Genomic DNA, 23715 nt, shown 5'->3' on the forward strand with positions numbered 1-23715 from the left:
TGCGGCGGCGTAGGCAGGAAACCCGACAAATCGGGAGGCCCTGATGCGCCGAGCCGTCGTCCTGACCGCCACCGCCGCGTTGTCCGCCGGACTGCTTTCCGGTGCCTCCGCGGGGGAAGTGTCGCCGTCGCAGCACCCGGCCGTCTTCGAGACGGTGTTCGCCGCACCGCTCGGCTTGGAGGGTCTGACGACCGACGGCCGCGGCAACCTCTACTCACCGGCGCGCGGGGCCGATCCCTGTCCCGTCTACCGCGTCGCGGCTTCCGGTGGTCCGGCGGCGGTCGTCGGCACGATCCCGGGTCCGTGCAACCCCGCCGGGCTGGCGTTCGACCGCGACGGCCGCCTGTACGTCGCGAACGGCGAGACCGTCGTGTCGTTCGTGCCGGACGCGGCGAACCCGCCGTCCGCGACGGTGTTCACCCGCGGTGTCCCCGGCGCGAACGGACTCGCGTTCGACCGCGACGGCGCGCTGTGGATCTCCGACGGCGGCACCGGACAGGGCCGCGTGTGGCGAGCCGGCGCGGACGGCGTCGCGGCCGAGGCGTTCCGCGTGCAGCCGATGGTCAGCGACGTCAACGCGGTCAACGGCGTCGGCGGGATCGGCCGGGACGTGCGCGGCCTGCCGCCCGGCACGGTCACGATCACGCCGAACGGGCGTACCGCGGCGGACACCGCGGGTTCGCAGCACATCGTGGCGAACGGCTTGGCGTTCACCGCCGACGGCACCCTCCTGATCGCCGACACCGCACGCGGCGCGCTCTGGCGCGTGCCGATGGACCGCTCGGGCCGCCCGCGCGCGTCGACCGGCTGCGACGTCGCGTTCCCGGCGAACACCCTGTGCCTGGACGCGGTCGACGTGCAGCACCCGTACCTCGAGGGCGCCGACGGGATCGTCCTCGACCGCGCGGGCAACGTCTGGACGGCGGTCAACGAGCGCAACGCGATCGTCCTGGCCCGCCGCGACGGCCGCGTCATCGAGTACTTCCGCAACCTGGCCGACGCGACGACGAAGCTGCGCAACGGCGGACCGCTGGAGTTCCCGACCAGCCCGGTCCTGCTGCCGGACGGCCGTCTCTGCGTCACGCAGTCCGACGGCAACCGCCGCGACAACTCACCGAACACGGCGGGCGAAGCCACTCCGACGGGCCCGGTGCGCGCGAAGATCTCCTGCGTGAAGCCCTGATCGGGGGTATGCCGGGCGCGGGCGGCTGTGCGCATGATGCAGTCATGCGCTCGAAGATCCTGACCGCCGGGCTGGTCCTGGCGCTGACCGCCGCACTCGGGGGTGTGGCCGCGGCCGACGCGCGTCCTGGGGGACGACCGAAGCTGACGGATCCGCACCCGTGCCCGGGCCAACCGGGTTTCACGTGCTCGACGCTGACCGTCCCGTTCGACCACACGGGCCGGCTGCCGGGCACGCTCGACCTCGCCGTCGCGACCGCCGACAACGTGACCGCGCCCAAGGGCGTGCTGCTGTTCCTGACCGGCGGCCCCGGCCAGGGCGGCGTCGGGTCCATCACGCGGATCGCGACGCAACGGCTGCCGGAGGTCGCGAAGGACTACCGGTTCGTCATGCTCGACCAGCGCGGGACCGGGCCACAGGGCGCGTTGAAGTGCCCCGGCCTGCAGGCGCAGATGGGCAGTTCGGACATCGCGACGCCGACGCCCGAAGCGGTGAAGGAGTGCGCGGGCATCCTCGGCGAGACGGCACCGCTGTATTCGACCGACCAGACGGTCGCGGACTTCGACCAGCTCCGCCAGGCGCTGGGCGTGCCGAAGATGGTGGTCGACGGCGTCTCGTACGGCTCGTTCACGGCGGCGCGGTACGCGATCGCGCACCCGGGCCACGTCAGCAAGGTGGTGCTGGACTCGGTGCTGCCGCACCACGCGACGGCATCGGCATCGCTGTACCTGACCGGGCTGACGGCGGAGGCCCGCGTGCTGCGCGCGGCGTGCGCGGTGGCCCCGGCGTGCGGCTACGACCCGGCCGAGGACCTGGCGTGGGTGGTCCGGAATCGCGGCACTGCGGACGGCGTGAAGATCTTCGACCTGATCGTGACGTACGAGTTCGTCGATCCCACCTACCGCAATCCCGAAGCGGGCGACGTGATCGGCGCGGTGCACGCGGCCCGCTCCGGCGCACCGTCGCGGTTGGACGAACTGCTGGAGGCGTACAAGTCCGGCGGCGACGACCCGGCGTCGTTCAGCGCCGGCCTCCACGCGGCGACCCTGTGCGCGGACCAGCGCTTCCCGTGGGGCTCCGCGGCGACGCCGGTCGCGTTGCGGCAGCCGCTGTTGTCCTTGGCCGCGCGTGCGTTGCCGCCTTCGGCGACTTGGCCGTACACCACGGAAGTGGCGACGCAGCAAGGATTCATCCAGAGCTGCCTGCCGTGGCCCGCGGAACGGCCCGGCTCGAACCCGGCCGGGCCGTTGCCGGACGTCCCGGTGCTGCTGCTCAACGGCGACCGCGATCTGTCGACGCCGTTGGAGTGGGCGCGGGAGGAAGCGGCCCAGGCGCCGCGCGGTCAGCTGGTGATCGTCCCGGGCGAGTCGCACTCGATCCAGAACCGCGAGCGCGGGCACGCGGGCCGGGACGCGGTGCTCAGCTTCCTGCGCTGAGCACCGGCCAGCCCGCTCAAGCCGTCCAGGTGACCGGCAGCTCGTGCACCCCGTAGATGTTCATGTCCGTCCGCAGCCGCACCTCCTCGGCGGGGACGGCGAGCGCCAGCGTCGGGAAGCGGCGCAGCAGGCCCTCGAAGCCCGCGCGCATCTCGATGCGGGCTAGCTGCTGGCCGAGGCACTGGTGGACGCCGTGGCCGAAGGACAGCAACCCGCGCGCGTTGCGGTGGATGTCCAGCTCGTCCGGGTTCTCGAAGCGCTGCGGGTCGCGGTTGGCGGCCAGCAGGGACACGACGACCGTCGAGCCCTTCGGGATCGTCTCGCCGCCGAGTTCGAGGTCTTCGGTGGCGTAGCGGAAAAAGATGTCCGCGACGGACAGGTAGCGCAGGAGCTCCTCGACGGCGCCGGGCATCAGCTCCGGGTTCGCGCGCAGCTCGGCGAGCTGTTCGGGGTGCTCCAGCAGCGCGAAGGTGCCCAGCGACAGCATGTTCGCGGTCGTCTCGTGGCCCGCGAGCAGCAGCAGGAAGGCGGCGCCGGTCAGCTCCTCGATCGTCAGGTCCTCGTGGCGCGCCAGGTCGGACAGGATGTCCTCGCCCGGCTCGGCGCGCTTGCTCATCACCAGCTGGGCGAGGTAGCCGGTCAGCGCGCCGATCGCGGCCATCTTCTCCTCCAGCGTCTGGTCGCGGACCATGAACTGGGCGGAGTTGGCCTGAAAGGTGTCCCGGTCCTCGTATGGGACGCCGAGCAGCTCGCAGATCACCAGCGACGGCACCGGCAGCGCGAACTCCTTCACCAGGTCGGCCGGCGCGGTCAGGCTCGCCAGGTGGTCCAGCTGCCGCTCGACGATGTCGGCGATGTGCTCTTCGAGCTGCTTCATGCGCTTCACCGTGAACGCGGCCGTCAGGCGCTTGCGCATCCGGCCGTGGTCCGGCGGGTCCATCGAGATGAACAAGCCGGGCATCTGCGGGGACGGCTCGGTCGCGGCGGGCATGCCCGTCTCGTACGGCACGTGGACGACACCGAGGTCGAACCGCGAGCTGAACCGTATGTCGGCCATCATCTGGCGGACCGCTTCGTAGCCCGTGACGAGCCAGCCTTCGTGCCCGTCGGGGAAGACCAGCGGGCTGACCGGCCGGGACTCGCGCAGCCGGGAGATCTCGCGCGGCGGGTCGAACGGGCCCGCGTCGCGGTGCATCGGGAGACCGTTCGGGATGGCGGCCGTCTGGCTCATCGGATGTCCTTTCGTGGTGGTTCGCTGCGTTCACGGTCGCCGGGAGACCTGACACGCGCCTGACACGGCTCTGACATCGGCCAAGGCGGGTATGCGCGCGGCGCGCCCGTGGCAAAATCGCCGCGTGCAGATCGGGATGCTCGGACCGTTCGAAGCTCGCACGGATGACGGCGTCCCCGCCGACGTGCCGGGCGCCCGTCTGCGCGGCCTGCTGGTCGCCCTCGCGCTCGACCCGGGCCGCGTGGTCCCGAAGGCGACGCTGGTCGACTGGATCTGGGGCGAGCAGCCGCCGGCCGACGCGGCGAACGCGTTGCAGCGCTTGGTTTCCCGGCTGCGGAAAGCGCTGCCCGACGGCGTGGTCGAGGGCCAGCCGGACGGCTACCGGCTGCGCGTCGACCCCGACGCTGTCGACGCCGTGCGGTTCGAACGCCTCCTCGGCCAAGCCCGCGACGATGAAGATCCGCGGCGGCTGCGCGAGGCGCTGGCGTTGTGGCGTGGTGCGGCCATGCAGGACGTCGGCCTGCAGGAGAGCGAAGCCTTCGACGCCGCCGTCACGCGGCTCGAAGGGCTGCGCCTGACGGCCTTGGAAGACCGGTACGACGCGGAGATCCGGCTCGGCCACGGCGCCAAACTGGTCACCGAGCTGACCGACCTCGTCGCCGCGAACCCGATGCGGGAACGGCTCGTCGCGGCCTTGATGCGGGCCCTCGCCGCGGGCGGCCGCGACAACGAAGCCCTGCTCGTTTACCAGCGCACGCGGGAAGAACTCGCCGACGCGCTGGGCGTCGACCCTTCACCTGAACTGTCCGAACTGCACGTCGCCCTGCTGCGGGGTGAACTCGGGCGGCGCGAAGAGCCGCGGAAGACCAACCTGCGCGCCGAGCTGACCAGCTACGTCGGCAAGGAATCCGACGTCGCCGAGGTCCGCGAGCTCGTCGGCGGGCACCGGCTCACCACGCTGATCGGGCCGGGCGGCTCGGGGAAGACCAGGCTGGCCACGGAAACCGCGCGGGGGTTGCTCGGCGACCTGCCGGACGGCGTCTGGCTGGTCGAACTGGCGGCCATCGGCGCCGGTGGGGACGTCGCCCAGGCGACGCTCGCCGCCCTCAGCCTGCGTGACGCGCTGCTCGGCGACGTCCCCGACGCGGAGCCGACCGACCGGGTCATCGCCGCCGTCCGCGACCGGGAAGCGTTGCTGATCCTCGACAACTGCGAGCACGTGATCGAGTCCGCGGCGGCGTTCGCGCACCGGGTGCTCGGCGAGTGCCGTCGGCTGCGGATCCTCGCGACGAGCCGCGAGCCGCTCGGCATCACCGGTGAGGCGCTGTGGGCGGTCGCGCCGCTGGTCCTGCCCGCGGAGTCCGCGACGTCCGCGGAAATCGAGTCGTCCCCGGCGGTCCGGCTGCTGCGGGACCGGGCGAGCGCGGTGCGCAAGGACCTCGCGGCCGACGACGGCACATCGGCGACCATGGCTCGCATCTGCCGCGCGCTGGACGGGATGCCGCTGGCCATCGAGCTCGCCGCCGCCCGGCTGCGCACGATGTCGCTCGACCAGCTCGCGCACCGACTCGACGACCGCTTCCGCCTGCTGACCGGCGGCAGCCGCACCGCGTTGCCGCGCCACCGGACGCTGCGCGCGGTCATCGACTGGAGCTGGGAATTGCTCAGCGACGCCGAACGCGTGGTGCTGCGCCGGCTTTCGGTGTTCTCCGGCGGCGCGAGCATCGAAGCGGCCGAGCGGGTTTGCGCGGACGACGGCGTCGAGGCGTGGGAAGTGCTCGAGCTGCTCACCGCGCTGACCGAAAAGTCTTTGGTGGTCACCGGCGACGAAGAGGCGCCGCGGTACCGGATGCTCGGCACGATCAAGGAGTACGCCGAGCAGCGGCTCGCCGAAGCGGGCGAAGTGGACGTCGCCCGCCACGCGCACCTGGCGTACTTCACCGAACTCGCGGAGGCGGCCGAGCCGCACCTCCGCCGAGCCGACCAGCTGCCGTGGCTCGCGAAACTCGAGGCCGAGCACGACAACATCGCGGCCGCGATGCGGGGCGCGCTGGCGGCGGGCGAAGCGCACGGCGCGATGCGGCTCGCGGCAGCCGCGGGCTGGTACTGGCTGCTCGGCGGGCACCGCGCCGAAGGCACCGAGCTGACCACCGCGGCCGCGAGCACCGAAGGCGAAGTCCCCGACGAAGTCCGGGCCACGGCGTACGCGTTCGCCGCGTACTTCATCACCGCAGGCCAGGCTGACCAGTTCCAGGCGGAGGACTGGATCCACCAGGCCTACGCGATCAGCAGGCGGATCCCGCACCGCCACCCGGCGCTGGGGTTCGTCGCGCCGCTGGAGCGGATGCTGCGGGAACCGGCCGAATTCCTGCCCGCGTTCGAAGAGCTGCTCGACGACGAAGACCCGTGGACGCGCGCGCAGGCCCGGCTGACGCTCGGCCGGATGCGGATCATGCTCGGCCGCGACGAACGTCAAGCCGACGAAGACATCGAGACCGCGCTCGCCGAGTTCCAGGAGCTGGGCGAACGCTGGGGCATCTCGTCGGCGCTGACCGCGCTGGCCGACCGGCTCGCGGTGCGGGGCGAGTTCGACCGCGCGTGCCTGCACTACGAGCAGGCAGCCGACGCCGTCACCGAGGTAGGAACCATCGAGGACGTGCTGCGCATCCGCGCGGGGCAGGCCCAGGCGTACTGGCTCTCCGGCGACGCCCGGGCGAGCTCGGCCGCGATGGCAGAGGCGCAGCGCTGCGCGGACCGGATCGTCTGGCCCGACGCGCTGGCCGAGCTGGCACTGGCGAAGGCGGAACTCGCCCGCCGCCAGGGCGACCCGGAGCAGGCGCACCAGCAGATCGCCCACGCCCGCGCGGTGCAGCGCGGCGAGTCCTACACCCAAGCCGTGGAGCACGACCTGCTCGGCTACCTCGCCGAAGACCTGGGAGAAGCACGCGAGCACCGCGCCGAAGCCTTCCGCGCGGTGGCGGAATCGGTGAACGCGCCGCTGATCGCGCGGGTGCTCGTCGGCGTCGCGGACCTGGCTCTGCGTCAGGAGCAGTACGCGCAAGCCGCGCGACTGCTCGCGGCGAGCACGGCCGTGCGCGGCCTGCCGGATCGGTCCCTCCCGGACGAGGCCCGGATCGAGCAAGCCGCACGGCGCGGCCTCGGCGACACGGGGTTCACCGAGGCCACGCGGGACGGGGCGGAAGCGGACTGGCGCGAACTCGCCGCGGTCACGCTCGCTTCTTGAAGGTCGACCGCGCCCACAGGTACCCGACCAGCGCGATGCCGACGCACCAGCCGACAGCGGCCATCGCGTACCCGGCGGACGGCGTTCCGTTGAGCAGGCCACGCACGGTCTCGATGATCGGCGTAAACGGCTGGTACTCCGCGAACTCGCGCAGGCCGGGACCCATCTTGTCGGCGGGCGCGATCGCGCTGCTGAAGAACGGCAGCATGACCAGCGGCACCGAGGCGAGCCCCGCCGTCTCCGGCGACTTCGCCGCGAGGCCGAGGGCGATGGTGAGCCAGCCGGCCGCGACGGCGAGCAGCACGACGATGCCGAACACGCCGAGCCAGCCGAGGAAGCTCGCCGACGGGCTGAACCCGAGCAGGAAAGCGACGCCGACGAGCGCGGCGATGGCGACCAGGTTGGTCAGCACGCTGGCGACGACGTGCCCGGTCAGCACCGCGCCGCGGGAAACGTCCATGACCTTGAACCGGTTGATGATGCCCTTGGTCATGTCGGAGTTCACCGACGTCGCGGTGGCGCCCAGGCCATAGCAGACGGCCAGCAGCATCAGGCCGGGTGTCGCGTAGTCGACGTAATCGACGCCGACGTCGAACGCGTCGCCGAGCATGTAGACGAACATCAGCATGATCACGATGGGCATGAGGACGGCGTTGAACACCGAGGTCGGGTTGCGCGCGATGTGCTTGAAGTTGCGGCGCACCATGACGAGTGAGTGGTTCATTTCGCGGCTGCTTCCGTGTCGTGGCCCGTCAGGGCGAGGAAAACGTCATCGAGGTCGGGGGTGTGGACGGAGAGCTCTTCGGCGCTGATCGCGTATTCGTCGAGCCGGTCGAGCAGGGCGCGCAACGACTTCGTCCCGCCGTCGCCGGGAACGCGCAGGGTCAGGGCTTCGTCGTCCCGCGTGGAGCCGGGCAGCACCCGGACGGCGGCGTCGAGTTCGGCGGCGGCGGCGAACCGCAGCCGGACGTGCGTGCCGGGGATCAGGCGCTTGAGCTCGTCGGGCGTGCCTTCGGCGACCAGCCGGCCGCGGTCGAGCACGGCGATGCGGTCGGCGAGCTGGTCGGCCTCTTCGAGGTACTGGGTGGTGAGGAAGATGGTGGCGCCGTCGGCGACGAGCTCGCGGATGATGGTCCACATCGTCCGGCGGCTGCGCGGGTCCAGGCCGGTCGTCGGCTCGTCGAGGAAGATGATCCGCGGGTCGCCGACGAGCGTCATGGCCAGGTCGAGCTTCCGGCGCATACCGCCGGAGTAGGTCGACGCGGGCTTGCGCGCCGCCTCGGTGAGCTCGAAGCGCTCGAGCAGGTCGTGGACGGTGTTCTTCGGCGAACCGGGGCTGAGGTCGACCATGAGCTGCAGGTTTTCCTGCCCGGTGAGCAGCTCGTCGACGGCCGCGAACTGCCCGGTGACCCCGATCGCCGACCGGACGGCCTTGGCCTGGGTGGCGACGTCGTGCCCGGCGACGCGCACGGTGCCGCCGTCGGCCTTGAGCAGGGTGGTGAGGACGTTGACGGTGGTGGTCTTGCCGGCTCCGTTCGGGCCGAGCAGGGAGAAGATGGTGCCGGTGGGCACGTCGAGGTCGATGCCGTCGAGCACGACCTTGTCCTGGTAGGCCTTCCGCAAGCCGGCGGCCGTGATCGCTGCGTCTGTCATGGGCATGACTTTCGAGGTCGGTCCTGACACGGACCTGACCCCGGACTGACACGGGCCCTGACACGAAAAAACCCTCTCGGACGAGAGGGTTTTCGCTTGTGGAGCTGAGGGGAATCGAACCCCTGACCCCCGCCTTGCAAAGGCGGTGCTCTACCAATTGAGCTACAGCCCCGGAAGCGGGTGGCGCACCACCCGCCGGAAGATCAGTTGTGGGACGCGCCCGCCGGCTTGGCCGGGGTGGTGCCGTTGCTGGAGGGGACCGGCGCGGTCGCCTCACGCCAGAGGTCGGCTTCGGCCTTGGCCGCCTTGTTGCGCTTCACGACGAACAGGACGCCGCCCGCGATGACCGCGAGTGCCAGCAGCTTCTTCACCGAAGCCCCCTTCTCAGCTTGCTTCCCTTACCCCGTGATGTTACTGCACCGCCACGGGACGCCGTCGGGCGCGGTGGTTCCACGTGGAACCACGATTCCGCAGGTAACGCACGTCACACGTACGGGGAAATACCAGCCTGGGCGGTCCTGTTGAAGTGAGTGGTCGACGTGCCCACCGTGTCCCCCGGGCCGCAACCACTGCCTTCGCGGAATACCGCCCGGCTGGAGCCGCGATGAGCCACTCGCCGAGAGGCGACCGTGGCGCGCGCCGACCGCGACATCTCAGCCCTGCCGGTTCATTCTCTTCCCGGCAGGGCTGACCTGTATCCGGCGGCAAGGTGGCCCTCGCGGTACCTGGATCGCCAGGGTCTCCCCGACGTCCAGGGCACCTGTCACGTTGTTCGAATGGCGCACAACCACTTCACCACGCACCCGGAACTTTTCGATCTGAGTGGAAAACACGCACTTGTCACCGGCGGCACCCGGGGCATCGGGACGATGATCGCGCGCGGCCTCCTGCAGGCGGGCGCCCGCGTCGTCGTCAGCTCCCGCGACGCGGACGCGTGCGCGGAGGCACAGCGTCACCTGTCCGAATTCGGCGACGTTCAAGCCATCCCCGCCGACCTGTCCAGGTACGACGAGTGCCAGCGCCTCGCCGAGCTCATCCAGGCCGACTCGGAACGCCTGGACATCCTCGTCAACAACGCGGGAGCGATGTGGCGCGAGCCGCTGGAGACGTTCCCGGCCGAGGCGTGGGACGCGGTGGTCGACCTCAACCTCAAGTCGCCGTTCTGGCTGGTGCAGGCGCTGCTTCCGGCACTCCGCAAGGCGGGCACGGCCGATGATCCCGCGCGGATCGTCAACATCGGCAGCATCGCCGCCATCCACGTCGCCGAGTCGCCGAACTACTCGTACGCCAGCAGCAAAGCGGGACTCCACCAGCTCACCCGGGTGCTGGCCCGGGAACTGGGCCCGCAGCACGTCACGGTGAACGCGGTGGCCCCGGGACCGTTCCCGTCGCGGATGATGGCGGCCACGCTCGACGCCGTCGGCGAGCAGATCGCGGCGAAGGCCCCGCTGCGCCGCCTCGGCCGCGACGACGACATGGCGGGGATCGCGGTGTTCCTCGCCAGCCGGGCTGGGGCGTACCTCACGGGCACGGTCATCCCGGTCGACGGCGGCATCGCCACGACCGCGACGGGTACCTGAGCGTCGGCGCGAGGACTACCGTGACGGAGGTGGCCAAGATCGATCCGCGCGCTGAGATCAAGGAATTCCTGAGCTCCCGTCGCGCGCGGATCACGCCCGAGTAGGCCGGACTGCCCGCCTACGGCGGCAACCGCCGGGTCAAGGGTCTGCGTCGCGAAGAGGTGGCGCTGCTGGCCGGGGTGTCGGTCGACTACTACGTGCGCATGGAACGCGGAAGCCTCACCGGCGCTTCCGACGGGGTGCTCGACGCGTTGGCCTCCGCCCTGCAACTCGACGAGGCCGAGCGCGCTCACCTGTACCACCTGGCGCGGCGGTCCGGCGGTCCACGTCGCCGTCGGCCCGCCGCGACGGTGCGTCCGGCACTCCAGCAGGTGCTCGACGCCATCACGGATGCCCCGGCGTGGATTTGCAACGGCCGTTACGACGTCCTGGCCGTGAACCAGCTCGCCCGCGCGCTGTATTCACCGGTGCTGGCCGACCCGCGACGCCCGGCGAACACCGCGCGGTTCGTGTACCTGGATCCCGAAGCGGCAAAGGCGTTCTTCGTCGACTACGACCGGATCGCCCGCGACGTGGCCGCGAAGCTGCGCATGGAAGCCGGGCGCGACCCGCACGACGAGGACCTGATCGCCCTGGTCGGCGAGCTGTCCACCCGCAGCGAACTCTTCCGGCGACGGTGGGCATCCCAGGACGTCCGGCTCCACCGGTCCGGACGCAAACGGATGCACCACCCGGTGGTGGGACGGCTCGACCTGGACGTCGAGTCGATGGAGCTGCCCGCCGAACCCGGCCTGCTCCTGACCGTCTACACCGCACCCGCGGGCACTGCGGCCGCGGACGGTCTGGCCCTGCTGGCGTCTTGGGCGGCCAGCCAGGAAAAGCACAAAACCCGGCTCACCGAGTGAGCCGGGTTTTTGGTTCGGAGTGGGCCTACCAGGACTTGAACCTGGGACCTCTTCGTTATCAGGCCAAGACCACCCGTTCGCGATCAAGGCGCATGCCGTTGATCTGGGACTCGAACGTCCGCAGACGTCCTGCGAGGTACTTGGTGATGCAGCCTGATTGTCAGGCGGCTCGTCAGGCTGCAACTACCACTCTGACTAAGAGTGACTACCTCGCTTGCGTGCATTCCCTTACCTCGCAGCGACCGACCCGGTACCGTGCGAGTGGTGACTCACGTCACCGCTCGCAGAGTGATCTAACACGGCGCCGAGGCGATGGACAGCATCTTCGCCGGCACGTAAGTGGGAGACCGAATCGCGAATCTCCCTCTCTTCGTCCGTCTACGGAGAACCGATCTTCAGCGGGGCTTGCTCGTCGTCCGCAGTTGAGATGTAGCGGTGAGTCAACCTGCGACGACTGTCTCTCTATGGAGAACGGGTCTGCCCAGGGTTCGGTTGACACCGGAGCTGACTACTTCTCAGGCCGCTGCTGCGGTCGTGTAGATGGTCTCAAACTCGACCGGGGTGAGCTTGCCCAGGGCGCGTTGGCGGCGTTTGCGGTGGTACTTCGTCTCGATCCAGGACACGATCGCCAACCGGAGTTCTTCCCGGGTCCGCCATCGCCGGGTATCGAGAACGTTCTTTTGCAGCAACGAGAAGAATGATTCCATCGCGGCGTTGTCACCACAGGCCCCGACCCGCCCCATCGACCCGGTCAGCCTGTGGCTGCGCAGCAGACGCCGGTAGGCTGCCGACCGGAATTGGGCGCCGCGGTCGGAGTGGACGACGGTTCCGGCCGGGTCACGCAGGGCGATCGCGTTGCGCAGCGCGCTGACGGCGAGTGAGGCCCGCATGTGCGAGTCGATGGAGTATCCGACGATCTTGTTGGAGTAGCAGTCTTTGACCGCACACAAATACAGCTTGCCCTCACCGGTGGAATGTTCGGTGATGTCGGTGAGCCACTTGGTATTCGGTGCGGTGGCGGTGAAGTCCCGGCGGACCAGGTCGTCGTGCACCGGTGGCCCCGCCTTGTGGGAACGGCCTTTCTTCTTGGCGTGCGAAGAGAAGATCTGCTGCATGGAGCAAATCCGCCACACCCGGTTCTCCGAGGCGGTGAAGCCCCGGCGGGCGAGTTCGTCGGCGATGAACCGGTACCCGTCGGCCGGATCGTCGGCGTGGATCTCGAGCGCGGCGTTGATCAGGTGCGCGTCGTCGTAGTCCCGCTGCGAGACCGGCGCTGCACACCATTGGTAGTAGGCCTGCCGGGAGATGCCCAGCACCCTGCACGTCACCGCGACCGACACCCTGATCGGGGCGCCGGCCGCGGCCAGTTCACGGACGAGCGGGAAGACTATTTTCCCGGCAGATTGCCTTGGGCCAGGTAGGCCGCCGCTTTGCGCAGGACCTCGTTCTCCTGCTCCAGCAGGCGGTTGCGTTTGCGCAGTTCCCGTAGCTCGGTGGACTCATCGCGAGTCACGCCGGGCCGGGTGCCGTCCTCGACGTCGGCGGCGCGCAGCCAGTTGGCCAGGCACGACTCGGAGATTCCGAAGTCCTTCGCGACCTGCTTCAACGGGGCTTCGCCGCGGCGGGCGACGGCGATCACGTCGTCGCGGAACTCGCGGGGGTAGGGCTTGGGCACGGTGACATCCTTCCAGGCGAGGCCGGAGCCTCACAGGTGAGGTGTTAACCGAACCCTGGGCAGACCCAACGTCATCTGTGCATACCTGCGGATGCGCTATACGGTTCCGGCGGAGCCGCCTGAAGACGCGAGTCCCGACCAACTTGACCGCTACGAAGACCGAGTCCAAGAAGCTCAAGTACGCATTACCGCGCAGCGCATCCTTCATCGGCATCGCGAGCTACCCTCAACGAGCCCAACCTTCTGGGATGACGTCGCCATCATCATCGACCTCACTCACGCGAACATGGCCGGCGCCGACCTCACCCTCTCGAAGCTCGTAGCTGCGGACTTCACGCATGCAAGGCTTGCTGACGCGAACTTCCTGAAGTCGAATCTCTCCTACTCAACTTTCGGGCATGCAGATCTCCGCGATGCCAAGTTGCGTTCCGTGGTACTCGATGGGGCGGACCTCACGCATGCAAACCTCAGCGATGCAGAACTCACTGGAGCATCGCTTTGTGAGACTGACCTCACCCACGCGAACCTCAGCCGGGCGAATCTCCAAGGCGCAGACCTCACCGGCGCGGATCTCACTCGGGCCGACCTCAGAGGCGCAAACGTCGAGCTTGCAAAACTGGAAGGCACTAACCTCGCCGCTGTGCTTATCGACAAAGATACGCGGATCAACCTTCCGCCAGAGTTCTTCACACTGGACGCGGACGAACTGGTGCGCCAGCAGGCCTCCCCAGACGCTGCACCCAAGTGACGCTCGTAGGTGAACCGCAGCTCGCGCCATCGCCCGACAAGACGAGCCTGCTGGCACATGGCGGGTAGTCAGGCAGGTAGCAAGAAGCCCGGTCCACCAACACGGTGAACCGGGCTTTGACCTGCGTGGGCCTACCAGGACTTGAACCTGGGACCTCTTCGTTATCAGTGATGATCCAGACTGCCGGGTCGTGCCGTTCAGTGCCCCTGAGCTGCGGTGATGTGCTTTTGCGGATCATGGAAGATCGGCGAGTGACGTTGCGTTCGCTGCCTCTCCGCTGCCTGATCTCCCCCCTGCAAGTGGGTGGCCTCTTCGCCATCTCGTCGACCTGGCAACGCCCGATCGTGCCGGGTCAAGGGGGCACCTTCCGCCTGGCTGAGCGTACCCCTGCGAGTCGCCCCCTTGACGCGGTGCGATAGCCCTCCGGGAGGTCGACGAGATGGCGACAGGCCAGTCACGGACGTGACCGGTGCTCCCCCGCCGGCCATCTCGGAGACCTGCCCGTCCGGCGAGGACAGTGCCCTGTCCTCAGTCAAGCGCATGGTTTCTGCTGAAGTCGTCGATCTTGGTCGTGCAGGTTCGGCACCGATCGCCTCCGAGAGAAGGCGGCCACTCCAAGCCCTGCGTCCGAAGAACCCTGAATCCGCAGAGCGTGTGAACCGGCTCGCCCCGTCCGTAGGCGGCAAGGCTCTCGGCGGTGATCGCATGCAGTGGTCCACCGGGGAAATCGGGACTGATCGGTCGCTGACGACCGCCTGTCTGCGGCGGCCGCCCCGCCTGGGTCCACGCGGTGTAGAACGTCATCCGGCCATGCTAGGCGCGCTGCGCCTGGTGGAGGAGCAGTGACGCGCTCCCGGATAAGCGGCCTTCGGTCCCGCCGCCGGGCGGTCGCGTGGGTGCCGGAGGCGGGCCCCGCGCGATCCGCCCGAAGCGGCGCGGCCCCGCAGGGGCCGCCTTGATCCTGTAGAGAAAGTTCTCACCACCACAGACCTCACCGTCACCGACCGGCGAGGGCCACTCCAGCTCGACGCGCGAAGTCCTCAAGCGCTGGCGGCACGTCGGACTCCATCCGGACAAGATCGCGGACCATGGTGTGCACGAGCCGGTGACGGTAGACCTGCTCGGGTGCGATCTGCTCCGCATCCTCAAGTGCCGCAAGGGCTCGCTCGACGTTGCGGCGCTGTGTCCATGCCCGCGCCACGTCGATCAACAACCTGCCTCGCCGCTCGTGAGAGAGCCTGGACGCGTCGATCGTGGCGGCTCGCCGTACAGCTTCACCCGCGTCCCCCAGGTCAACCGCTACGGCCACCTCGTGTAGCGCGACGTTCGTCGGACCGAACTCGGTGTGATAGTCGTTCCGGTCCTCACCCAGCCTTGAGGCGATCTCGCGCGCACGGCTCAGGTGCTGCCAAGCCTCCTCCGCCCTCTCGGTCCGCGCTGCGATGACGGCTCGCTGCAGGGTGAGTGCGCCATAGACGCTCAGCGCCTCCGGGATCCCTTGCTCCACAAGCCCTTCCAGAGCCACGCTCGCTGTAGTGGCGGTGTGCTCAGCTTGATCGAGCTGCCGCGCCCCCTGGAACACGAGGGTCAGCCGGAAGGCTCCCTCTGCCATGAGCAGCGGATCACCAGCCCGGCCGGCATCAGATATTGCCCGGTCAGCCGCAACCCACGCGGCGTCGAACTGCTGCAGCTTCGCGAGGGCAGCAGCGCAGGCGTGGTAGCTCCGTGCGAGGAGCGCGAACACCTCGGACGCGTCGTCACTGCCTGCCGCCGCTTCGAGTCGCGGTAGGAGCGTCTCCAGGAGGCCAACAAGCTCCTCGTACCGCGATTCGTGCGCGAGTACCCAGACCTGGTCTGTGTCACTGCGGAGGGCATCGAGGTCCGGTTGTGGCTGCTTCCCCAGTACGGCGCGAAGGGCGAAGTTCGCACTCAGGAGGAGTCGGAGCGGCACCGCGTTCGCCGGTCGTTCGGTCGCCGCTGCCGCCGGGGCTGTCGGTGCAAGCTCAGCCAGAGGCACGTCAAGGACGCGCGCGATACGCTCCAGCACGTCGAGGCTCTTCGCGGCACGTACGCCTCGTTCAACCTGCGACAACCAAGCTTCTGAGCGGTCGATCAGGGGAGCAAACTCCCGCTGCGACAAGCCCCGCCGTCCTCTGTAGAACGCGATCTTCCGGCCGAGTTCTACGTCCTCCTCAGCCATCGGCGGGGAGTCCCTTCGAGGTGGCAGGCGCGAGGAACTCGACTCGCGTTGCTGCGATGAACTGGTCTCGCTCCGCCAGGAAGCGAAGCGTGTGGGGCTGGCGTTCGTGCTCCTCGAAGGCTTCTCGATCCCGGTACACCTCGTAGAAGACGCGCGCCAGCGGTGAGCCGTCTACCCGATGCGTGGCGTAGACGAGCGTGCCGGGTTCGTCCCTGGCGATCCCCTCGCCGGTCTCCTTGACCAACTGGTCGAAGCCAGCGGCGCTCGCGTCGTCCTTCAGGTCGAACCGCACAACCAGTGCGTACATGGCGGGCTCCTCGCTGTCGTAGTCCCGCACTGATAGTACTCCATCCGGATTTAAGTACGGATGACTGGCTGGCGTTTCCGCAGGTCAGACGTCCTCATCAAAATTCAGCGGTACTGATCCGTACTTAAGTACTAGACACGTACTTGAGTATCACGTAGCTTGATTAAGGACAGGACGGGCTGGTCAGGGAGGGTTCTCGATGTCAGCGTTGATCGACAAAGCAGCGGCCATGCAGCTCGGTGACGTGCTCACCTTCGACTGCTCCCGCTGCGGGCAGCCGCACGTCCAGGCACCCGTGATCGCGTGGACGCCGTGCTGGTCGTGCTCCGGCATGGGCACGCTCACGCCCGGCTCCGGCATCGCCTGCCGCACCTGCCGGGGCGAGGGCCGGTTCGGCTCCTACTCCGACATGGTCGTGGCCCAGCAGGAACGCCACTGCGCCCAGGTTCGCCGCCTGCCTGGCGAGCGGTTCCGGCTGTCCGACGTGGACACGGAGACCGGCCGCCGGTTCTGCGATCTGCGGTTCGTCGACCTTCCCGAGCTGGTCCAGGACCTGATCCTGAACATGGGCGTGTCGCCGGAGCGCTGGAACGCCCTCGTGGAGCGCGGGGAAGTCCTCGAACTGCCCTGCCTGGACGGCGTGCACACCGTGTTCCCGCCGGTCGTGTGGGGCGCCCGCCGGTCCACCTGCGCGGGTTGGCCCGGTGCCGGGTCGTTGACACTTAAGCGTCAAAGCGCGGGGGTGGCTGCCTGATGTCCGCCGCCGAGTCGCTGGTGACGTTCACCTTCGCCGACGTCAACCCGATCACCGAGCGGACCTACGCCCGGTCGACCTTCGCTGAGCTGCCCGGCTACGCGGCCGACATCGTGACCGGCGCGCTCGCCCTGGAGCCCGGCGAGTGGAACATCCTCGTGGCCGACGATGAGGCGTTCGACTTCACCGGGGTGGATGACGAGTACCCGATCCCTGGGGCCGTGCGCTGCGAAGACGTCCGCGCTGACGGCTCCTCCGTCGTGGTGGTACCGGCCGCGCTGATGGCCCCGCGTGAGGTCCCCGAGGAGATCATCGAGGTGATCGGCTGATGGTGGCTGCTCCGCACGGCTTGCGCGAGATCGCGGCCGCCTTCACCGAGTCCGGCACCCTGGACCCGGGCATGGCGCACGTCCTCGCCCGCGCCAGCTTCGACACCTGGGCGTCGAAGGTCCAGGCCGCTCGGGGCTGCGCGAAGCCGGTCCGGATGGCCGGGTCGTCCACTGTGGTCGACTCCTCCGGCAAGATCGTGTCCGAGCTGTCCGGCTCTGTGTTCGTCCCGTGCAAGAACCGCCGTGCTGCGGTGTGCGAGTCCTGTTCCGCCCACTACGCGCACGACACGTTCCACCTGATCCGCGCGGGCATGGCCGGGGGCAAGGGCGTCCCCGAGACCGTCACCGGTCACCTGCGCGTGCTGGCGACGCTGACCGCGCCGTCGTTCGGGAAGGTCCACTCGCGACCCGTCCGCAATGGACGCGTGCGCCGCTGCTCCTGCGGTGAGCTGCACTCCCAGTACGACGACGCCCTCGGCACCGCCGTCGACCCGTCCACCTACGACTACGTGGGCTCGGTGCTGTGGCAGGCCCACGCCGGGGAGCTGTGGCGCCGCTTCACCATCGCCGTCGGCCGCAAGCTCGCCCGCGCCCTCGGCATCCGCGCCGGTGAGCTGCGCGACGTGATGCGCCTGTCCTACGCGAAGGTGGCGGAGTACCAGCGCCGCGGGCTCATCCACTTCCACGCCGTCGTCCGCATCGACGGCCCGGACGGACCCGAGGGACCGCGCCCGCCGGCCGCCGTGACCGAGGACGTCCTCACGGCCGTGATGCAGGCCGCCGCTGCGTCCGTCGTCGTCCGGACCCCGGAGTCCCCGGCCGTGGGCGTCCTGCCCCTGACGTGGGGTGAGCAGGTCGACGTCGAACCGATCGCCACGTCCGAAGGCACCTCGGAGGAGTCCGACGGCGGCTGGCACGACCGGCGCGTCGCGGGCTACGTCGCCAAGTACGCCACCAAGGGCACCCGCCTCACCGAGGGCAGCGACTACCGCATCCGCTCGGCGGAGCACATCGAACAGCTTCCCGTGACCGAGCACCACAAGCAGCTCATGCGGACCGCGTGGCGGCTCGGTGGGCTGGCGGAGTTCGAGGAGCTGAACCTGCGGAAGTGGGCGCACATGCTCGGGTTCCGGGGCCACTTCCTGACCAAGTCCCGCCGCTACTCCACCACCTTCGGCGAGATCCGCCGGACCCGGGCGGAGTACCGCCTGGACGAGCAGCGCGAGGCCCTCGGGATCGCCGACGACGAGGTCCTGACCGTGGTCAACGACTGGTCGATGACCGGTATCGGCTACCTCAACGACGCTGAGCGCCGTCTCGCTGCGGTGTTCGCGGAGCTTCATCTCGCCAGACGTCGCCTGGACGGCCAGGACGACTCCCCCGGCTGACACACCCGTGTCACCGGAAACCGTTGTTACGAAAGGGAAAACCATGAACGGGCACTTGATCCGCCTGCCGCGCTACGCCACCACCGACGCGTCCGCCGACCAGCTCCACGTGGAGCGCCACGGTGACGCGCCGTTCGTCGGGGACGCCCCGGTGATCGACCCGCACAAGGCCACGTACACCGTGCTGGAGGTCGCCTACCTGCTCAACCTGTCCCGGGGCGTCACCTACCAGTACGTCAAGGACGGCACGATCCCCGCGTTCCGGGTCGGTCGCCGCTGGGTGATCTCCCGCAAGCGCTTCGCCGCCTGGCTCGACGAGATGGTCGAGGTGGGCGCCTGATGGGCTTCGTCAACCGCAGCGACTCGGGGAAGTGGAAGGCGTTCTGGCGCGAGCCTTCCGGCAAGCAGCGCTCGAAGACCTTCGCGACCAAGAGGGAGGCGCTGACCTTCCTTGCTCAGGCGGAGACGTCCAAGTCCGGGGGCGTCTACGTCTCGCCCCATGCCGGCCGGACCCTCTTCGGGGACCACGCGCGAGCCTGGATGGAGTCGTGGAACAACGAGGCGACCACGGTTGCCCGGGACACCTCGATCATGCGCACGCACGTCCTGCCGAAGTGGGGCGGCTGGCAGCTCGGCAAGATCGACCACCTGTCGGTCCAGGCGTGGGTCACCGAGCTGACCAGGACGACGCTCGCCCGGTCGACCGTTGCCGAGTGCAAGCGGCTGACCTCGGGCGTCCTGCGCTCCGCCGTCCGGAACCGCCTGATCGGGCACAACCCGGCCGACGACGTGAAGGTCCCGCGCCGCCGCGTCCACGACACCGACGACAAGATCGCCACCCAGCGTGAGGTGCGGGACATGATCCTGCCCGCCACGCCGGACCGGTACCGGGCACTGGTGGCCACGGCCGCCTTCTCCGGCCTGCGCTGGGGCGAGGTCATCGCCCTGTGCATGGACGCCGTCGACCTCGACGCCGGGAACCTCCAGGTCATCCGGACCGTGATCGAGGTGGCCGGGTCGACCTCGTTCAAGCCCTACCCGAAGTCCCGGGCCGGGCGTCGGACCGTGCCCCTGCCGGCGTGGGTGGTGAGCGAGATCCGAGCCCACCTCGAGCGCTACCCGGTGGAGGGACCGGCCCGGATGCTGTTCACCAACGAGGCCGGTGGCGCGCTGCGGCGCACCCTCTTCCGCGCCCGGATCTGGCGGCCGACACTCGTCCGCGCTGGCCTGCTCGGGCACCTGGAGCACAACGGCGACCGGTTCGAGGCCACCTGGACCGGCCGGGCCGGGGACGCCCACACGACCGTCTGGGAGCGCGAGCGGGACGCCGTGACCGAGATCGCCCGCAACCAGTTCGGCGGGCTCACCTTCCACGACCTGCGTCACAGCTACGGCACCTGGCTGGCCGACGACGGCGTCCCGGTGAACAAGCTCCAGCGCGTCATGGGGCACGAGAACGTCACCACGACGCTCAAGTTCTACGTGCGCAAGACCGAGGACCACGACGCCATCCTCAGCGCCTTGGACGGCGACTCGGACGACGACGGCGGCGGAGTGCTCGCGGCCGTGTAGCGCCGGGCCATGCTGCCTTTTCGCTGCCTACGGCTCAGATCCGGCCCAAAATTCCATAGTCCACAAACGACACAACCCCCGTGAACTTGCTGGTCACGGGGGTTGTTCTTGTGCGTGGGCCTACCAGGACTTGAACCTGGGACCTCTTCGTTATCAGCGAAGCGCTCTAACCGCCTGAGCTATAGGCCCTTGAACGAGGAGAACTTTACAGGACCCCCGAAGGGGCCCTGCAACCGGGTTACTCTCGCTCCGACAGCGTGACCTCGAGGCCGCCCGCGAGGTCCGCCGACACGTTGTAGATGAACGCGCTGACCGTGGCCAAGGCCGACACCAGGACGATGTTGATCGCCCCGAGGATGGCCGCGATGCCGAACACGCGGCCCGCGCTGATCAGCGGTTCCGCCGACGCGTTCGCGCCTTCGCCGCCGACCAGGGACGAGTACGTGCCGTTCAGCTTGTCCCAGACGCCCATGCCGTCGAGGACCGTGTACAGGACACCGACCGCCACCAGCCAGACGAAGAACATCGCCACGCCCAGCACCAGGGACAGCTTGAGGACCGACCACGGGTCGAACCGCTTCACCTGCAGCGACGCGCGGCGCGGGCCGCGGCCCGGGCGCCTCAGGGCGCTCGGGCGGGCTCGCTGCGACGATGCCGACGGGACAGCCGCCGCGGTCGGCTCGGCGTCGCCGCCCCCGCCGAACAGGCGGGGGGCCGCGCTTCCGGTCACCACCGGGCGTTGCTCGGGCGAGACGGGCTGCGTCTCGCCCGACGCCGGGTCGGCTTTGTAGAGCGACTCGTCCGTGGCGATCCCGACCGTCGCTTCGGAGTCGCCGTCCTTGCCGACCCGCTGCCAGGGCGGGCTCGCCGGAGTCCCGTTCGAACCCGCTGCCTCGGGATTCTCGGATGGTGTCACGAAGAGTCAGTCCTTACCCGTGCCGTGGGGTCGCCGTCCGTAGCTGAACTTACTGCTCCGGCGGCGCCGTCGTTTCGTCACCCGCTTCAGGTGCTTCGGGAGCGTCACCATTGGCGACGTCCGAGGGCTCGTCCGCGTTGCGTGCGACAGCGAGAAGAGTGGTGCCTTCGCCGAGGTTCATCAGCCGGACCCCCTTCGTCTGCCGTCCTGCCTTGCGCACGTCGCCCGCCGGGGTGCGGATCACGCCGCCGCTCGAGGTGATCGCGTACAGCTCGTCCTCGGCGTCGACGATGAGCGCACCCACCAGCCTGCCACGTTTGCGGTCGTGCTGAATGGTGAGCACACCCTTGCCGCCGCGGCCCTGCACCGGGTAGTCCTCGATCGGGGTGCGCTTCGAGTACCCGCCGTCGGTCGCGACCAGCAGGAACTTGCCCTCCTTGACGACGCTGATGCCGAGCAGCTCGTCGCCGTCGTTGAAGCGCATGCCCATCACGCCGGAGGTGGGGCGGCCCATCGGCCGCAACGCCTCGTCGGTCGCGTGGAAGCGGATCGACTGGCCCTCCGCCGACACCAGCAGCAGGTCGTCCTCGGACCCCGCCAGCACCGCGCCGACCAGCTCGTCGCCCTCGCGCAGGTTGATCGCGATCAGGCCACCCGAGCGGTTCGAGTCGAAGTCGGTGAGCTTGGTCTTCTTCACCAGGCCGCGCTTGGTGGCGAGCACCAGGTACGGCGCGACCTCGTAGTTCTTGATCTCGATGACCTGGGCGATCTGCTCGTCCGGCTGGAAGGCCATGAGGTTCGCCACGTGCTGGCCGCGCGCGTTGCGGTTGGCCTCGGGCAGCTCGTACGCCTTGGTCCGGTAGACGCGGCCCTTGTTCGTGAAGAACAGGATCCAGTCGTGCGTCGAGCAGACGAAGAAGTGCTGGACGATGTCGTCCTGCTTCAGCGTCGCGCCCTGCACGCCCTTGCCGCCGCGCTTCTGCGAGCGGTACAGATCCGTTTTCGTCCGCTTGGCGTACCCCGTGCGGGTGATGGTGACGACGACGTCCTCGACGGCGATGAGCTCTTCGTCGGTGACGTCGCCGCTGAAGCCGATGATCTTCGTGCGCCGGTCGTCGCCGTACTTCTCGACGATCGCCATCAGCTCGTCGCGGATCAGCGCGCGCTGCCGCTCCGGCTTGTCGAGGATGTCCTTCAGGTCGGCGATCTCGAGCTCGATCTCGGCCAGCTGGTCGATGATCCGCTGGCGCTCGAGGGCGGCGAGGCGCCGCAGCTGCATGTCGAGGATCGCGGTCGCCTGGATCTCGTCGACGTCCAGCAGCTCCATCAGGGCCGGCCGGGCCTCGTCCGCCGAGGGCGACCGCCGGATGAGGGCGATGACCTCGTCGAGCATGTCGAGGGCCTTGACGTACCCACGCAGGATGTGGGCCCGTTCCTCGGCCTTCTTCAGGCGGAACTTGGTCCGCCGGACGATGACCTCGATCTGGTGCTTCACGTAGTGCCGGATGATCTGGTCGAGCCGCAGCGTGCGCGGCACGCCGTCGACCAGCGCCAGCATGTTGACGCCGAAGTTCTGCTGTAGCTGGGTGTGCTTGAACAGGTTGTTCAGCACGACCTTCGCGACCGCGTCCCGCTTGATCGTGACGACGATCCGCATGCCGGAGCGGCTGTTGGACTCGTCGGCGATGTCGGCGATGCCGGTGAGCTTGCCGTCGCGGACCAGGTTCGCGATGTTCTCGACCAGGTTGTCCGGGTTGACCTGGTAGGGCAGCTCGGACACGACCAGGATCGTGCGGCCCTTCGCGTCCTCTTCGACCTCGACGACCGCGCGCATCCGGATCGAGCCGCGGCCGGTGCGGTAGGCGTCCTCGATGCCGGACGTGCCGAGGATCATCGCCTTGGTCGGGAAGTCCGGGCCCTTGATGCGGACCAGGAGCGCGGCCAGCAGCTCGTCGTCGGTCGCGTCCGGGTTCTCCAGCGCCCAGACGACGCCGTCGGAGACCTCGCGCAGGTTGTGCGGCGGGATGTTGGTCGCCATCCCGACCGCGATCCCGGAACCGCCGTTGACCAGCAGGTTCGGGAACCGCGACGGCAGGACGTCGGGCTCCTGCGTGCGGCCGTCGTAGTTGTCGGAGAAATCGACGGTGTCTTCTTCGATGTCGGCCAGCATCTGCATGGCCAGCGGCGCGAGCCGGGACTCCGTGTACCGCATGGCGGCCGCGGGGTCGTTGCCCGACGAGCCGAAGTTGCCCTGGCCGTCGATCAGCGGGTAGCGCAGCGACCACGGCTGGGCGAGCCGCACGAGCGCGTCGTAGATCGCCGAGTCGCCGTGCGGGTGGTAGTTGCCCATGACGTCGCCGACGACGCGGGAGCACTTGTTGTACCCGCGGTCCGGCCGGAAGCCGGAGTCGAACATCGAGTACAGGATGCGGCGCGCCACCGGCTTGAGGCCGTCGCGCACGTCCGGCAGCGCCCGCGACACGATCACGCTCATCGCGTAGTCGATGTAGGAGCGCTGCATCTCCTGCTGGATGTCGACCGGTTCGATCCGGTCGTGGTCCGGAGCCGGCGGCAAGGTTTCCGTCATGGGTCCT

The 23715-nt window shown here is 69.3% G+C and carries 20 protein-coding genes, 2 tRNA genes and 1 pseudogene; 11 read left to right on the plus strand and 12 right to left on the minus strand.

Features of this window, described 5'->3' with window-relative positions:
* Nucleotides 1-43 precede the first annotated feature (43 nt).
* Both QP939_RS13490 and QP939_RS13495 read left to right on the plus strand, forming a co-directional pair.
* On the plus strand, nt 44-1183 hold the full coding sequence (locus QP939_RS13490; protein WP_285457091.1) for an SMP-30/gluconolactonase/LRE family protein: 1140 nt from the start codon (nt 44-46) through the stop codon (nt 1181-1183).
* A gap of 44 nt (nt 1184-1227) precedes the next feature.
* Nucleotides 1228-2619, plus strand: a complete 1392-nt coding sequence (locus QP939_RS13495) for an alpha/beta fold hydrolase (RefSeq protein ID WP_285457092.1) — start codon at nt 1228-1230, stop codon at nt 2617-2619.
* 16 nt (nt 2620-2635) lie between these two features.
* On the opposite strand, the gene QP939_RS13500 is transcribed toward QP939_RS13495, so the two are convergent.
* The gene (locus tag QP939_RS13500) at nt 2636-3850 is read right to left on the minus strand and encodes a cytochrome P450 (RefSeq protein WP_285457093.1); all 1215 of its coding nucleotides are present in this window, start codon (nt 3848-3850) and stop codon (nt 2636-2638) included.
* A 124-nt stretch (nt 3851-3974) separates the two neighbouring features.
* Here QP939_RS13500 and QP939_RS13505 point away from each other — a divergent pair, with 124 nt between their 5' ends.
* Complete coding sequence (locus tag QP939_RS13505; RefSeq protein WP_285457095.1) at nt 3975-7094, plus strand: AfsR/SARP family transcriptional regulator; 3120 nt, start codon at nt 3975-3977, stop codon at nt 7092-7094.
* Here QP939_RS13505 and QP939_RS13510 read toward each other — a convergent pair.
* The 4 genes from QP939_RS13510 to QP939_RS13525 form a co-directional block, all read right to left on the minus strand.
* Nucleotides 7078-7818: an ABC transporter permease gene (locus QP939_RS13510; RefSeq protein WP_285457097.1), complete on the minus strand. Its 741-nt coding sequence runs from the start codon at nt 7816-7818 to the stop codon at nt 7078-7080. The two genes, QP939_RS13505 and QP939_RS13510, sit on opposite strands and share 17 nt — an antisense overlap.
* The gene (locus tag QP939_RS13515) at nt 7815-8747 is read right to left on the minus strand and encodes an ATP-binding cassette domain-containing protein (RefSeq protein WP_285457098.1); all 933 of its coding nucleotides are present in this window, start codon (nt 8745-8747) and stop codon (nt 7815-7817) included. Before QP939_RS13515 ends, QP939_RS13510 begins: the two co-directional genes overlap by 4 nt.
* Before the next feature lie 99 nt (nt 8748-8846).
* Nucleotides 8847-8919: transfer RNA gene (locus QP939_RS13520), tRNA-Ala, on the minus strand.
* Nucleotides 8920-8950: 31 nt separating this feature from the next.
* Nucleotides 8951-9118 carry a DLW-39 family protein gene (locus tag QP939_RS13525; RefSeq protein ID WP_020642567.1) on the minus strand — a complete coding sequence of 56 codons (168 nt, stop codon included), beginning with the start codon at nt 9116-9118 and terminating at the stop codon, nt 8951-8953.
* Between the two features lie 405 nt (nt 9119-9523).
* Here QP939_RS13525 and QP939_RS13530 point away from each other — a divergent pair, with 405 nt between their 5' ends.
* Together QP939_RS13530 and QP939_RS13535 are read left to right on the plus strand one after the other, a co-directional pair.
* Entirely contained in the window at nt 9524-10327 is an 804-nt protein-coding gene (locus tag QP939_RS13530) for an SDR family oxidoreductase (RefSeq protein WP_285457100.1), read from the plus strand.
* 29 nt (nt 10328-10356) lie between these two features.
* Nucleotides 10357-11232 (plus strand): annotated as a pseudogene (locus QP939_RS13535) (helix-turn-helix transcriptional regulator).
* A 515-nt stretch (nt 11233-11747) separates the two neighbouring features.
* Here QP939_RS13535 and QP939_RS13540 read toward each other — a convergent pair.
* Nucleotides 11748-12907 (minus strand): IS3 family transposase gene (locus tag QP939_RS13540; RefSeq protein ID WP_434219586.1). Its coding sequence is split into 2 segments (ribosomal slippage): nt 11748-12626 and nt 12629-12907, totalling 1158 coding nucleotides; the frame shifts between segments, so codons are not numbered across the junction.
* Nucleotides 12908-12998: 91 nt separating this feature from the next.
* On the opposite strand from QP939_RS13540, the gene QP939_RS13545 reads away from it, so the two are divergent.
* A complete protein-coding gene (locus QP939_RS13545; protein WP_285457101.1) occupies nt 12999-13655 on the plus strand; it encodes a pentapeptide repeat-containing protein in 657 nt (218 codons plus the stop codon).
* Nucleotides 13656-14183: 528 nt separating this feature from the next.
* Here QP939_RS13545 and QP939_RS13550 read toward each other — a convergent pair.
* The 3 genes from QP939_RS13550 to QP939_RS13560 all read right to left on the minus strand — a co-directional run bounded on the left by QP939_RS13550 (nt 14184) and on the right by QP939_RS13560 (nt 16192).
* Nucleotides 14184-14459 carry a hypothetical protein gene (locus tag QP939_RS13550; RefSeq protein ID WP_285457102.1) on the minus strand — a complete coding sequence of 92 codons (276 nt, stop codon included), beginning with the start codon at nt 14457-14459 and terminating at the stop codon, nt 14184-14186.
* 193 nt (nt 14460-14652) lie between these two features.
* Nucleotides 14653-15855 (minus strand): helix-turn-helix domain-containing protein, encoded by a 1203-nt coding sequence (locus tag QP939_RS13555; protein WP_285457103.1) that lies wholly within the window; start codon nt 15853-15855, stop codon nt 14653-14655.
* Complete coding sequence (locus tag QP939_RS13560) at nt 15848-16192, minus strand: putative quinol monooxygenase (protein ID WP_285457104.1); 345 nt, start codon at nt 16190-16192, stop codon at nt 15848-15850. Before QP939_RS13560 ends, QP939_RS13555 begins: the two co-directional genes overlap by 8 nt.
* Nucleotides 16193-16361: 169 nt before the next feature.
* Between QP939_RS13560 and QP939_RS13565 the strand changes: the two genes are divergently transcribed.
* Genes QP939_RS13565 through QP939_RS13585 form a run of 5 tightly spaced genes read left to right on the plus strand, consistent with a single transcriptional unit; the run spans nt 16362 to nt 20205 of the window.
* Complete coding sequence (locus QP939_RS13565; RefSeq protein ID WP_285457106.1) at nt 16362-16916, plus strand: hypothetical protein; 555 nt, start codon at nt 16362-16364, stop codon at nt 16914-16916.
* Complete coding sequence (locus QP939_RS13570; protein WP_285457107.1) at nt 16916-17245, plus strand: hypothetical protein; 330 nt, start codon at nt 16916-16918, stop codon at nt 17243-17245. The genes QP939_RS13565 and QP939_RS13570 overlap by 1 nt, the downstream gene beginning before the upstream one ends.
* Nucleotides 17245-18633, plus strand: coding sequence for a replication initiator (locus QP939_RS13575; RefSeq protein ID WP_285457108.1), 1389 nt, complete (start codon nt 17245-17247; stop codon nt 18631-18633). The genes QP939_RS13570 and QP939_RS13575 overlap by 1 nt, the downstream gene beginning before the upstream one ends.
* Nucleotides 18634-18676: 43 nt before the next feature.
* A complete protein-coding gene (locus QP939_RS13580) occupies nt 18677-18973 on the plus strand; it encodes a helix-turn-helix domain-containing protein (protein ID WP_285457109.1) in 297 nt (98 codons plus the stop codon).
* Entirely contained in the window at nt 18973-20205 is a 1233-nt protein-coding gene (locus QP939_RS13585) for a tyrosine-type recombinase/integrase (RefSeq protein WP_285457110.1), read from the plus strand. Before QP939_RS13580 ends, QP939_RS13585 begins: the two co-directional genes overlap by 1 nt.
* 115 nt (nt 20206-20320) lie before the next feature.
* Here QP939_RS13585 and QP939_RS13590 read toward each other — a convergent pair.
* The 3 genes from QP939_RS13590 to gyrA form a co-directional block, all read right to left on the minus strand.
* A tRNA-Ile gene (locus QP939_RS13590) sits at nt 20321-20394 on the minus strand.
* Between the two features lie 49 nt (nt 20395-20443).
* Entirely contained in the window at nt 20444-21121 is a 678-nt protein-coding gene (locus tag QP939_RS13595; protein WP_285457111.1) for a DUF3566 domain-containing protein, read from the minus strand.
* Between the two features lie 49 nt (nt 21122-21170).
* Complete coding sequence (gyrA, locus tag QP939_RS13600; RefSeq protein WP_285457112.1) at nt 21171-23708, minus strand: DNA gyrase subunit A; 2538 nt, start codon at nt 23706-23708, stop codon at nt 21171-21173.
* Nucleotides 23709-23715: the final 7 nt, after the last annotated feature.

Origin of the sequence: Amycolatopsis nalaikhensis, assembly GCF_030264295.1 — a bacterium.
GTDB lineage: Bacteria > Actinomycetota > Actinomycetes > Mycobacteriales > Pseudonocardiaceae > Amycolatopsis > Amycolatopsis nalaikhensis.

Coding starts and splice junctions, on each gene's coding strand:
- QP939_RS13490 (WP_285457091.1), top strand. CDS start 44: ATGCGCCGAGCCGTCGTCCTGACCGCCACCGCCGCGTTGTCCGCCGGA.
- QP939_RS13495 (WP_285457092.1), top strand. CDS start 1,228: ATGCGCTCGAAGATCCTGACCGCCGGGCTGGTCCTGGCGCTGACCGCC.
- QP939_RS13500 (WP_285457093.1), bottom strand. CDS start 3,850: ATGAGCCAGACGGCCGCCATCCCGAACGGTCTCCCGATGCACCGCGAC.
- QP939_RS13510 (WP_285457097.1), bottom strand. CDS start 7,818: ATGAACCACTCACTCGTCATGGTGCGCCGCAACTTCAAGCACATCGCG.
- QP939_RS13515 (WP_285457098.1), bottom strand. CDS start 8,747: ATGACAGACGCAGCGATCACGGCCGCCGGCTTGCGGAAGGCCTACCAG.
- QP939_RS13530 (WP_285457100.1), top strand. CDS start 9,524: ATGGCGCACAACCACTTCACCACGCACCCGGAACTTTTCGATCTGAGT.
- QP939_RS13545 (WP_285457101.1), top strand. CDS start 12,999: ATGCGCTATACGGTTCCGGCGGAGCCGCCTGAAGACGCGAGTCCCGAC.
- QP939_RS13550 (WP_285457102.1), bottom strand. CDS start 14,459: ATGACGTTCTACACCGCGTGGACCCAGGCGGGGCGGCCGCCGCAGACA.
- QP939_RS13555 (WP_285457103.1), bottom strand. CDS start 15,855: ATGGCTGAGGAGGACGTAGAACTCGGCCGGAAGATCGCGTTCTACAGA.
- QP939_RS13565 (WP_285457106.1), top strand. CDS start 16,362: ATGTCAGCGTTGATCGACAAAGCAGCGGCCATGCAGCTCGGTGACGTG.
- QP939_RS13570 (WP_285457107.1), top strand. CDS start 16,916: ATGTCCGCCGCCGAGTCGCTGGTGACGTTCACCTTCGCCGACGTCAAC.
- QP939_RS13575 (WP_285457108.1), top strand. CDS start 17,245: ATGGTGGCTGCTCCGCACGGCTTGCGCGAGATCGCGGCCGCCTTCACC.
- QP939_RS13580 (WP_285457109.1), top strand. CDS start 18,677: ATGAACGGGCACTTGATCCGCCTGCCGCGCTACGCCACCACCGACGCG.
- QP939_RS13585 (WP_285457110.1), top strand. CDS start 18,973: ATGGGCTTCGTCAACCGCAGCGACTCGGGGAAGTGGAAGGCGTTCTGG.
- gyrA (WP_285457112.1), bottom strand. CDS start 23,708: ATGACGGAAACCTTGCCGCCGGCTCCGGACCACGACCGGATCGAACCG.